Origin of the sequence: Sphingobium agrisoli (genome assembly GCF_041877245.1) — a bacterium.
Lineage (GTDB): Bacteria > Pseudomonadota > Alphaproteobacteria > Sphingomonadales > Sphingomonadaceae > Sphingobium.
Genome location: NZ_JBHDJI010000006.1, coordinates 61,955 through 73,311, shown reverse-complemented (window position 1 = coordinate 73,311; position 11,357 = coordinate 61,955). Strand labels below are relative to the sequence as shown.

The window sequence follows — 11,357 nt, the reverse complement described above, 5'->3', positions numbered from 1 at the left end:
GCGGGCCGGCTCTCTTCCGAGTGCCGGCCCGGTCTGGCTTAGCCGTTGGGGTTCATCCCCGCGCGGCTGCGTGTAATCAGGTCGTCGGCGTCACGATTCTGCTGCTCGCTCGTCGCCCGCCATTCCGCGTTCGTCCGACAGACGCGCTCTTTCCGCACCAGCGATCCGGTGACCGCCAGCCGCTTGCAGCGTGTCGCGTTCGGATCGTTTCGGTCCAGCTTGGGCTTGTCCTCGGCCATAGCCGGCAGGGCGATCGCAAACAGACCGGACGCAATAATCAACTTCGCAGCACGCATTCTAAAAGTCTCCCGAAAGGACGGCCGGGCTTTTCCTGCGCGCGCCGCCGGTTAGATGCCCGCCATCATGGTCTTGCTGGCATCGGCCGTCGCATAGAATTGCTTCAACAGCATCTGTTCTTCAAGCGACAAATGCGGATTCCAGACATCGAATATCAGCACCACGCGCAAATGATCGCTGTCGTTCCAGGCTTCATGGTCGATCGTGTCGTCGAAGGCGAAAGCCACGCCCTCTTCCCAGACGCGCGTTTCGCCTCCGACACGAAAGCGGCACCCCGGCGGAACGATCAGCGGCAGGTGGATGATCGCCCGGGTGTTGGTCACCCCGCTATGGGCGGGAATATGGCTGCGCGGCTTGAGAAGCGAGAAGAAGGCGGACGGGGCGCGGCCGGGGATATCCGCCCGCGGCAGCGCCTCCAGCGCCGCGACGGTCTTCGGACAGGCGGCGCAGACGGCCTCGTTGCGCACGCCATATTCCCACAGGAAGGCCGCGCCCCAGTCGAGCGATCCGTCGAGCGCGGTCCACTTATTCTCGGGCGTCCCCGCCTCCTGCCTGACATAGGGGCGGACGGTGTCGCCCCTTGCGGCGACCAGCGCTAGAAACTCGTCGCGGATCGCGCCCGACTGCGCCTCCAGCTCAGCCATCCAGGGGAAGTGCGGGCGGTCGAAAAACTCGTCTGCGGGCAGGAACGGGTAATGCAGCCCCGAACATTGATTGGTGAAGATGTCGCGGCGACCAAATTCCCGGTCGAGGCACGCCTGGAAACGCCGCCGCGCTACCGGATCGGCCTGAATCAGGTTCTGCGCCACCCCCGCCTCCACGAAAGTGGCAAAGCGGGCCTGGTGATCCTGCACGAAGCGCCTCGCTTCCACCAGAATCTCCGCCAGCGCCGGCGGCACATCGGGGATGGCCGATGCCAGCGCCAGCACCTTTCCCCAGCTGTCGACCGCCCCCTGACGCTCGCCCAGCCGTTGCTGCAATTGTGCCATACGCACCTGGCCCATGAGGTTGCGCTGGTCGATCGCGAGTACATGATCGAGCGCCGCGCGCTCGCCTTCGCCCGAACCCAGGCCGCGTTCGGCCGACGCGACGTTCATCCATAGCGCCGGCTCCCGCGGATCGGCCTTGGTGGCCTCCAGAAAATAGCGCCGCGCGTCAGCATGACGGCTTTGTTCGAGCGCAATGAGGCCGAGCAGGTTGAGCGCCTGTGGCTCCCCTGGCCCCAATGCCAACGCTTGTTGCAAGGCGCGCTCCGCTTCCGCCGGCCTGCGCGCCTGCCTCGCCTCCACCGCCTGCCGCATCAGCCGCGCGACTGTCCCGTCCATGCAAGCCCCCTTGCCGATAACGGGTGCTATCATAGGTTGCTATCGGGCGTCACCAGCCCATTTGTGCGCCTGCTTGCCGATCGGGCTCCACCATGTAACAGGCAGGAAATGACCCGCCCCGTCTCTTCCGTTGCCGACATCGCCGGACAGGCCGAATGGCTGGCCCACCGCTATGATCCGGGCCATGACGCTTTTCATTTTCGCTTCGTGCCCCGTGCCCGTCATGCCGAGCTTCCCTTTCTGACCGACGCGCATCTGGGCGAGGTGGATCCTGTCGTGCTGACGGCACAGGACGCGCTCGCTCACGCGGCGGCGGCTGGCCCGGTGCATTTCATATTCCATTCGGCCTATTGCTGCTCGACCCTGCTAGCCGCCGCCTTCGACATTCCCGGCGTCGCCATGGCCCTCAAAGAGCCTGTCCTGCTCAACGATCTCGTCGGGTGGCGGCATCGCGGCGCGCAGGGCGCTCAGGTTGCCCGCGTGCTCGACCAATCCATGCGCCTGCTCGCCAGACCCTTCGTATCGGGAGAAGCGGTGGTGATAAAGCCGTCCAATATCGTCAATCCGCTCATCCCGGCTATGCTAGCGATGCGCCCCGCCACGCGGGCGCTCTTCCTCCATGCCCCCCTCGATGCCTATCTCGCCTCGATCGCGCGCAAGGGCATGTGGGGGCGGCTATGGGTGCGCGACCTGTTCGGCAAGCTGCTGCGCGAAGGCATGATCGCGCCGCTCGGCATCGCGCCGGACCAGTATCTTGCGCTGACGGACATTCAGGTCGCCGCAGCCGGCTGGCTGGCGCAACAGCATCAGTTCGCGGCCCTCGCCCGGCAGAATCCGGGGCGGGTGGCGACCCTGAACAGCGACACGCTGATCGCGGACCCTCGCACGGCGCTTGGCGCGCTGGCGGCGCTGTTTGGTTTAGCGATGGAAGCGGGCGTGATCGACCGGATCGTCGATGGTCCGATCTTCGCGCGCGACAGCAAGACCGGCGCGGCCTTCGGCCAGGCCCAGCGCGCACAGGATGCCCGGCGCGGCCAGGATCTGTTCCGCGATGAGGTCGAGAAGGTCGGCGAATGGGCACGCGCGGTCGCGCAAGGCGCGGGCATTCCGCTGGATCTGCCGGCCCCACTGCTGGCCTGACGCCCGGCCACCGCGCATAAGAAAAGGGCCGGTGTCGCCACCGGCCCTTTCTTTTATCGGATGTGAACCGCGATCAGAAGCGCAGCTTGGCGGCGACCGTGTAGCGGCGGCCCAGCGCGTCGTAGGTCGACGGATAGACGTTACCGCTATTGTAGCTGGTCGAGCCGATGGTGTTACCCACGACCTTGGGCTGGTTGTCGAGCAGGTTCTGCACGGTCAGCGTGAAGGTCAGCTCGTCCGAAGCATGGAAACGACCGGTCAGGTCGAAATAATGCTCGGCCGGAATGGTGTTGAAGTCGACCTGCTTGCCGTTGAGGGTGCCGACAAAAGCGTCGCCGTCCTCATACTTCACGCCGTCGATGTAGCGCCACAGCACCGACACGTCGAACGACTTGAACGCCAGCGTGTTGCGGACCGACCAGCTGAACTCTGGCTGGATCGAGGCGCAGTTGACCGAGTAGAGCCCCACGCAGTCGCGGTTCAACGACGTCGGCGTCGCCTGGAAGGTCGATTTGTTGGTCCAGTTGCCGATGGCGCTGAGCGACCACGTCGAGAAGCCGATATCCTTGCTGTAGTTCAGCTGAACGTCGATTCCGTCGGTGGCCAGGCGGCCCAGGTTCGACAGGGTGAGCGGAAGGCCAGGGGCCACAGCGGCTTCGCCGAACAGGGCACCCGTGCCCGGATCGCGGCGGATGCTGGTGCATGCCGGGTCGGTCGCGCTTGCCGCCGTAATATTGGCAAAACACGCTTGAACCGCGTCATCAGGAGTCGGCGAGGTTATCGCGCCGGTGATCTTGATGTTGTAATAGTCGACCGTCAGGCTGAGGCTGGGCACAGCGCTGGGCTGAAGCGTGATGCCCACGCCCCAGCTGTTCGACTTTTCCGGTCCCAGGGCGAGGTTGCCGCCGCCGGTCGAGTTTACCTGGCCGGCCGGATCGTTGATGATCGAGCCGAGCTGGGCGGCGGTTGCGCCCTGTGCAATACAGACCGCGCCCAGGTTCGCGTTCTGCGTCGGTGCGACACCGGCGCAAGGATCGTTGTCCAGGTTGGTCAGCGTGGTGTTCACAGGCGCAAACAGTTCGGCGATGTTGGGCGCGCGAACCGCACGGCTGTAATTGCCGCGGATCTTGAAGCCATCTACCGGCGCCCAGTTGCCCGCGACCTTCCACGTCGTGGTGTTGTAGCCCGAGGCGTTGGGCGCTTTGACGGTGTAGTCGGAATAGCGGATGCCCGCTTCAACCGACAGCTCGTGGAAGAAGGGCTTGTCTTGCACCAGCGGCAGGATCAACTCGCCGAAGGCTTCGTACACGTCGTAGCCGCCGTCAATATTCGGCGCTGCGCCGCCGGCACCGCCCAGATCGCCCGACTGCGACAGCAGATCGGATTCCTGGCTCGCCTTGTACCGGCGGAATTCGCCGCCGATGGCGAAGGCGATCGCGTCCGACGCCCAGGGGCTCGCCACGCCGACGTCGCCATTGATGACGCCCTTGACCTGCGCCAGCGACGTCTTGGTCGCGACCAGGCTGTTGGCGGTCAGGTAGGCATTCTGCGCGGCAGTGATCGAACCGTCCGGCCCGAAGACGTTGAGCGGCACGCACCCGTTGGTGTCGGTGAGGCAGGTGTTGGTGTTGGTCGCAAGAAGCGCTTGGCGAACGCGCGAGTTCAGCCAGTAGCCCTGCTGGGTCTGCACATTCTCTGATTCGCCATAGGCGCCCGCGATATCCCAATCGATCGTGTCGGTGATGCCGCCACGTGCGCCGATGCGATAATCGAAGAAGGTCGTAACGAAGTCCGAGATGCGCGGCCCAAGTTCAGTCGCACGACGGGACAGCGTCGTGGTAACGGTCCGGTAGTCGGGATTTGCCGTGCCGTCAGCCAGGGTCGGCTGCGCGGTCGCTGCCGCGTCGCACTGCGCCTGAGTGAAGCGCGGGGTGTAGCCGACACCCGGGTTGGTGTCGAAGGCGCAGAAGGCGTTACGCTGGGCCGCAGTAAGGTAAGGGTTGCTCAGCGGGACGACGACCGAAATCCCGAACGCGCCCGACGGAGCGATGATCGTGCTGACGGTGTTCTTCGAGAAGATGCCCTTGCTGTACACTTCCACCGCGTCGCTGACTTCGTAGCGCGCCGAGCCGAACATGTTAAAGCGTTCGAACGGCGTCTGGAAGATATTGAACGGGTTGAAGTTATAGGCGTCGAACGCAGAAGTGCCGCGGAAGCCGCCACCGGCGGCGAGAACCTGCCGGTTGCCCTGGACCGTGTTACAAGCCGGCTGGCCCGCCAGGCCGCAGCCTGTGGTGATGGAATCAGCGCCGGTCGTGTTCACGTTGGTGAAGCGCGACGGGGTCGACGTGCCCGAGCCGCCATTTGCGCCGGAGAAGGAGTCGATCGAGAAGTTCGAGAACGACCGCTGGCCTTGATAGACCGGGTCCGACTGCTGATAGCCGACCGCGAACACGACATTGCCGCGACCATCGTCGAAGTTGGCGCCGATGGTGAGGTCGGCACGGAAATAATTGCCGTCGCCCTGTTCGGTGAGCTGATTGGCGACATTCGCTTCCACGCCGGCAAAGTCCGACTTAGTGATGAAGTTCACCACACCCGAGATAGCGTCCGCACCATAGGTGGTGGAAGCACCACCGGTCAGCGTTTCGACGCGCTCGACGAGGGCGACCGGGATATTGTTAAGGTCGAAACGGCCGTTCAATTCGGCAGGCACCAGGCGGTTGCCGTCGATCAGAACGATGTTGCGGTTGGAACCCAGGCCACGCAGGTTGACGAAAGAAGCGCCGCCGTTGCCGTTGTTCACGGCCGAGCCGATGCTGGGGACAATACCCGGAATTTCACGCAGAATTTCTTCCGCAGTGTTGTTCTGCTTCAGCTCGATCTGGTCGGCGGTGGTCGTGGTCACCGGCGTGGAGCGCGCCAGGTTCGGGTTCTTGATCAGCGACCCCGTCACGATGATGGTGTCGCCTTCGGTCGCTTCGGCCGCTTGCGGCGCATCCTGCGCGAATGCTGCGGTTGCGATCAGCGACGCGCCCAGGATCGCCGGAGCGGCGCTGGCACGCAAAAGTGCCCTTTTCGAAAATGTTGTCACGGTCCAGTCCCTTGCTCTGGAGGTGGCAGATGCCTGCCACTGAAATGGCCCGTGTGGGAGGATATGGTGCCCGACAGCGATCCCCCCACATGGATCGGGCGAACCTGCGCGGGGTTATGGGCGCTGTAAAGCAGGGGAAAAGGGCAACCGTTGCTTTTGAATGCGGCTGTATCATAATTACAACACGGCAACGAAAGCGCAGTTTTACATTCGTATGGCAACAATATTGCGGGACGGCGTGGGTGGCGCGCCAAAAGCTGCGAGTTAGGCGGGAATGACGAATCTTTTGTGACCCCTTGCGGTTCACCGACGCAACGCTTGACCTGCCGCCCGGCCGGTGCATGTTAGCGTCCGTGGCAGGATCGAGGGAAAAGGGCGTCCGATGAAGCGCGCGATAATCTGGCTGGCAGGCGGCGGCATGGCGCTGCTTGGCGTATCGGTGGCCGCCGCGCCTAAGACGCAGCAGCCCCGCCCTGAAATCTTCACCAGCCTGCTCCAATGCCGCGCCATAGCGGAGGACGCCGCACGGCTAGCCTGTTTCGATCGGCAATCCGCCGCCATGGATGCCGCAGCGCAGCGCGACGAAGTCGTCGTTCTGGACAAGAGCGAACTGAAAAAGACCCGAAAGACCTTGTTCGGCTTTTCTTTCCCGAAGCTGCCTTTTCTGGGTGGCGGCGATGACGAGCAGGAGGTGGCGCGCGAGGAGGAGGGCTTCAGCCATATCGAAGCGAAGATCGCGTCGCTACGCAGCATGGGCTATGGCAAGTGGCAGATCGGGCTTGAAGACGGCGCGCAATGGGCGACGACCGAGGCCGTGACCGGCCGGGAACCCAAGGTCGGACAGATGATCGAAATCCGCCGCGCGGCCATGGGCAGCTACATGGGCAAAGTCGCGGGCGGCCGCGCCGTTCGGATGCGGCGGGTCGGCTAACCCGCCGGCATCGCCCCCGCCACAAGCAGGGGATCGATCCGCGCATCGTTCCATTTCATCCCCCAGTGGAGATGTGGCCCGGTGGCGCGGCCCGTCGCCCCGATGGCGCCGATACGCTGGCCCTGCCGCACCGCGTCTCCCACCTTCACGTCGATCCGAGACAGGTGCAAGAAGGCGCTGTTCAAGCCATGGCCATGGTCGATCATCAGCAGATGCCCCTCCAGGGTGAAGGGCTTGTCGGCGGCGGCCAGGATCACCACGCCGTCGGCCGGGGCGACCACCGGCGTGCCGGTCGCGCCCGCCACATCGACCCCGCCATGATAGGCGCCCGGCACGCCTTGGTAGACGCGCTGCGCGCCGAACAGGCCCGATACCCGTCCGACGCTGGGCCAGATAAAGCGCTGCCGCCACCCTTGCGCCTGTGTCACCATCGCCCGCGCCGCCGCGATCGCCGCCAGTTCGGGCTGGCGCAGCGCCAGAAAGGCCGCGCTGTCCTTGGTCGGACGAAGCGGGGCATCGATCCGCTCGATCCGCCAGGCGCGTGGGCCGACCTCCAGCGTTCGTTCGACGACATGCCCGTCGCTCGTCCGTGCGCTGAGCTTCGCCGCCGGCGCAGCGTCGCGATCGAAGGCGATCAGGAAGCGCCCATCGGCATCGAGCGGCACCGGCTGTCCGCCGAGCGTCAGCGCCACCGTTCCGGCAGGCGCTGTGCCCAGCATCACCCCGCCCTGCACCGCGCGTCCTTCAAAACGGAAATCGTGCGCTACCGGCGGCTGCGCCACGGCCCCGGTCGCCCATAGCAGCGCGGCGGCTCCCGCTCTCCGCATCAACCGCGTACCGCCCGCTGCTCCGCCTCGACCGACGCCTCTGCGCTGGCATAGGCTTCCTGCCGCGCGATGCTCCAGTAGCGCAGATGTTCGAGTGCGATTTTCTGCCCCGTCACCGCACAGAGCACATAATCACCCGCCTGCAACACCCGGAAGCTGTAGGGCATATAATGAAGCCGGGCGACCCGGTCGCTATTGGACATCAGCATGAGGCGGCCTTTCTGCGCGTCAGGAGAAAAGATCTTGCTGTCCCTCTTCGGAACCGCGCGCCTTACGCGCCGGACGGGAGGGAGGAGATATAGCGGGCGCTGTCGCTGGCTCAAGCGAGCGCACGGCATCGCCCACCCGCGCGCCGACCGTCCCGTCGCGGAAATGCAGCACCACTTGGCCCGCCGTCCGCGCCGCGTCCACCGATGCGACCAGGTGCCCGCCCGCCATCACCCGCGCATAGCCGCGCTCAAGCGGCAGGTCGGGATCGAGCGAGGCGAAATGGCGCGCCACCCGGTCGAACGCTGTGGCGCAGTCGCGATGCGCGCGCGTCAGATAGTCGGGCCTCAGCCGCAGCCGGCCCAGCCGCTCGGCCGCGCGAAGTAAGTGCTGCCTGAGCAGCGGCGGGCGCAGCGCCGCTCCCGCCTCGCTCAGATGCGCGCGCGCCTCCGCCAGCCGATGGCGCAGCCCGCCCGCCAGCGCGTCGGACAATTGGTCGAGCCGCTGCCGCTGGGGGCTGAGCAGTGTGTCGGGCGTCGGCATCAGCCGCGCCTGCATCTCCAGCCGTTCGCGTGCCTGCGCCGCGCTGCGCCGCACCGCTCTGCCCGACCGCAGGCCCATTTCGGTGAGGCCCGCCAGCAGCTCCGCCCGCACCGGCACCGCCATTTCAGCGGCGGCGGTCGGCGTGGGCGCACGCCGGTCGGCGGCATGGTCGCACAGCGTCGTATCGGTCTCATGCCCCACGGCCGAGATGATCGGAATGGTGCAGTCTGCAACGGCGCGGACGACGATCTCCTCGTTGAAGCTCCACAGATCCTCGATCGACCCGCCGCCGCGCGCCACGATCACCAGATCGGGCCGGGGCAGGGGGCCGCTGCCGTCCATCGCGGAAAAGCCTCGCACCGCGCGGGCCACCTGTTCGGCCGCGCCGGCGCCCTGCACCAGCACGGGCCAGACCAGCACGTCGGTCGGGCAGCGATCCGAGAGGCGATGCAATATGTCGCGGATCACCGCCCCGGTGGGCGACGTCACCACGCCGATGGTGCGCGGCAGGAAGGGGAGCGGCTTCTTGCGTTCCGGCGCGAACAGCCCCTCGGCGGCCAGCTTCGCCTTCAGCTTCTCCAGCAGCGCCATCAGCGCGCCTTCGCCTGCCAGCTCCATCCGGTCGATCACGATCTGATATTTGGACCGCCCCGGATAAGTGGTGAGCTTGCCGGTCGCGATGACTTCCACCCCGTCCTGCGCGGCAAAGGCGAGCCGTTGCGCGCCGCCCTTCCACATCACCCCGTCGATGACCGCATTGTCGTCCTTCAGGCAGAGATACAGATGCCCCGACGCCGCCCGCTTGAACCCCGAAATCTCGCCGCGAAGGCGGACATGGCCGAACCGGTCCTCCACCGTGCGCTTCAGGGACGCCGACAATTCGCTGACGGTCAGCGGCGGCGCGTTGTCGCCCGCCCGTTCCTCGGCTAACAGGCGGGCCGAACTGTCATAGGCGTCATATTCCGGGGACATGGGCGAAATGAACATCCTTCTGCTGGGCGGCGGCGGCCGCGAACATGCGCTGGCGTGGAAGCTGGCGCAATCGCCCCGGCTTTCGACCCTCTATGCCGCGCCGGGCAATCCCGGCATAGCCCAGCATGCGCGGCTGGTCGACCTCGACGCCTCGGATCATCGCGCGGTGCTGGATTTCTGCACGCGCCATTCGATCGGCCTGGTGGTGATCGGGCCGGAAGCGCCGCTGGTCGATGGCCTCGCCGACAATCTCCGCACGATGGGCGTGCCGGTGTTCGGCCCGAACAGGAAGGCCGCGCAGCTGGAAGGGTCGAAGGGTTTCACCAAGGATCTGTGCAAGCGAGCCAACATCCCCACCGCCGCCTATGTGCGCGTTACCAGCAAGGACGGGGCGATCGCGGCGCTCGACGATTTCACCCTGCCCGTCGTCATCAAGGCCGACGGGCTGGCGGCGGGGAAGGGTGTCATCATTGCTGAAACCCGCGAGGAAGCGCTTCAGGCGCTCGACTCCATGTTCTCCGGCGCGTTCGGCGCGGCGGGCGAGGAGGTCGTCCTCGAAGAATTTATGACAGGGGAGGAGGCTAGCTTCTTCGCCCTGACGGACGGCAGCGCGATCCTGCCCTTCGGTTCGGCGCAGGATCACAAACGGGTAGGCGACGGCGACACCGGCCCCAATACCGGCGGCATGGGGGCATATAGCCCGGCGCGGGTGCTGACGCCCGAACTGGAAGCGCAGGTGATCGACACGATCATCCGCCCCACCGTGGAAACGATGGCGGCGGAGGGGATGGCCTATTCGGGCGTGCTCTATGCCGGTTTGATGCTGACCGACGAAGGCCCGAAGCTGATCGAATATAATGCCCGCTTCGGCGACCCGGAATGTCAGGTGCTGATGATGCGTTTCGATGGCGATCTGGTGGACCTGCTGCTGGCCGTGGCGCAAGGGCGGCTGGCGGAACAAGAGCCGGTGGCGCTGGCCGACCGGACGGCGCTGACCGTGGTCATGGCGGCGAAAGGCTACCCTGGCACGCCGGAAAAGGGCGGCGCGATCGGCGGCATGGACGCGGCGGAAGCGCAGGGGGCCAAGGTCTTTCACGCCGGCACCGCCGATCGCAACGGAACGCTCGTCGCCAGCGGCGGCCGGGTGCTGAACGTCACCGCGACCGGCGACAGCGTCAGCGCTGCCCAAGCGGCCGCCTATGCGGCCGTCGATGCGATCGATTTTCCGACCGGGTTCTGCCGCCGCGACGTTGGTTGGAGGGAGGTCGCCCGCGAAGCGGGCTAGGGGGTTGGAGGGAGGTCGCCCGCGAAGCGGGCTAGGGGGCTGGAGGGAGGCCGCCCGCGAAGCGGGCTAAGGGGCTGGAGGGAGGTCGCCCGCGAAACGGCGTGACGCTCTTGCGGCGCGGCGTCGTCCGTTCTTAAATGGCGCAAATCATCATCAGGGGAGATAAGCGGGCGATGCAGGAATTCTTCATGGACTATGGGCTGTGGTTGCTGATCGGCCTGCTCGTGGTGATCGCCTTGGTCTTTCTCCTTTCGGGCCGCAGCAAGGCGGAGCGCACCACCGACGCTTCGCCGACGTCAGTCGACGTCGCGTCGCTCCCGCCTGAGGCCGTTGCTGTCGCAGCCGCCCCCCAACCGACGGCCGTCGTCGCTGCGCCTGAGGCGGTTCCGCCGGCTCCCGTCGTGGTTCCGGTCGAACCCGTCATGCCGGTCACGCCCCAGCCAGCCTCCGAACTGATCCCGGCTTCGTCGGCGGTTACCGCCGCCTCGGAGCAGGCTGACGATCTGCTCCGCCTGAAGGGCGTCGGCCCCAAGCTCAAGGCTCTGCTGATCGAACTCGGCGTCACCCGCTATGCTGAGATCGCCGCCTGGTCGGAAAGCGACATCGCCGCCATCGACGCGCGCCTCGGCAACTTCAAGGGTCGTCCGGTGCGCGACCAGTGGGTCGATCAGGCCAAATATCTGGCCGCCGGCGACCTTGCCGGTTTTGAGGCGAAATACGGCAAGGTCTAAGGGCG

General features: G+C 66.1%; 10 protein-coding genes. 4 read left to right on the top strand and 6 right to left on the bottom strand.

Annotated elements, in window-relative coordinates:
* Positions 1–38: 38 nt before the first annotated feature.
* Entirely contained in the window at positions 39–239 is a 201-nt protein-coding gene (locus ACETPF_RS11515) for a hypothetical protein (protein WP_373934790.1), read from the bottom strand.
* A 108-nt stretch (positions 240–347) separates the two neighbouring features.
* Positions 348–1,598 carry an aspartyl/asparaginyl beta-hydroxylase domain-containing protein gene (locus ACETPF_RS11510; RefSeq protein ID WP_373934789.1) on the bottom strand — a complete coding sequence of 417 codons (1,251 nt, stop codon included), beginning with the start codon at positions 1,596–1,598 and terminating at the stop codon, positions 348–350.
* 132 nt (positions 1,599–1,730) lie between these two features.
* Between ACETPF_RS11510 and ACETPF_RS11505 the strand changes: the two genes are divergently transcribed.
* A complete protein-coding gene (locus tag ACETPF_RS11505) occupies positions 1,731–2,762 on the top strand; it encodes a hypothetical protein (RefSeq protein WP_373934615.1) in 1,032 nt (343 codons plus the stop codon).
* A 73-nt stretch (positions 2,763–2,835) separates the two neighbouring features.
* Here ACETPF_RS11505 and ACETPF_RS11500 read toward each other — a convergent pair whose 3' ends face one another.
* On the bottom strand, positions 2,836–5,856 hold the full coding sequence (locus tag ACETPF_RS11500) for a TonB-dependent receptor domain-containing protein (RefSeq protein ID WP_373934614.1): 3,021 nt from the start codon (positions 5,854–5,856) through the stop codon (positions 2,836–2,838).
* Between the two features lie 418 nt (positions 5,857–6,274).
* Between ACETPF_RS11500 and ACETPF_RS11495 the strand changes: the two genes are divergently transcribed.
* Complete coding sequence (locus tag ACETPF_RS11495; RefSeq protein WP_373934788.1) at positions 6,275–6,787, top strand: hypothetical protein; 513 nt, start codon at positions 6,275–6,277, stop codon at positions 6,785–6,787.
* Here the strand turns inward: ACETPF_RS11495 and ACETPF_RS11490 are convergent.
* From ACETPF_RS11490 to xseA, 3 genes are read right to left on the bottom strand one after another with little or no spacing between them, the layout of a single operon-like run.
* Positions 6,784–7,614: a M23 family metallopeptidase gene (locus ACETPF_RS11490; RefSeq protein WP_373934613.1), complete on the bottom strand. Its 831-nt coding sequence runs from the start codon at positions 7,612–7,614 to the stop codon at positions 6,784–6,786. The genes ACETPF_RS11495 and ACETPF_RS11490 overlap by 4 nt on opposite strands.
* Positions 7,614–7,823, bottom strand: a complete 210-nt coding sequence (locus tag ACETPF_RS11485) for a DUF2093 domain-containing protein (protein ID WP_373934612.1) — start codon at positions 7,821–7,823, stop codon at positions 7,614–7,616. The genes ACETPF_RS11490 and ACETPF_RS11485 overlap by 1 nt, the downstream gene beginning before the upstream one ends.
* Positions 7,824–7,842: 19 nt before the next feature.
* Positions 7,843–9,336, bottom strand: coding sequence for an exodeoxyribonuclease VII large subunit (gene xseA / locus ACETPF_RS11480; RefSeq protein WP_373934611.1), 1,494 nt, complete (start codon positions 9,334–9,336; stop codon positions 7,843–7,845).
* 7 nt (positions 9,337–9,343) lie between these two features.
* On the opposite strand from xseA, the gene purD reads away from it, so the two are divergent.
* Together purD and ACETPF_RS11470 are read left to right on the top strand one after the other, a co-directional pair.
* Entirely contained in the window at positions 9,344–10,621 is a 1,278-nt protein-coding gene (purD, locus tag ACETPF_RS11475) for a phosphoribosylamine--glycine ligase (RefSeq protein ID WP_373934610.1), read from the top strand.
* Between the two features lie 173 nt (positions 10,622–10,794).
* Complete coding sequence (locus ACETPF_RS11470; RefSeq protein ID WP_373934787.1) at positions 10,795–11,352, top strand: helix-hairpin-helix domain-containing protein; 558 nt, start codon at positions 10,795–10,797, stop codon at positions 11,350–11,352.
* Positions 11,353–11,357 lie beyond the last annotated feature (5 nt).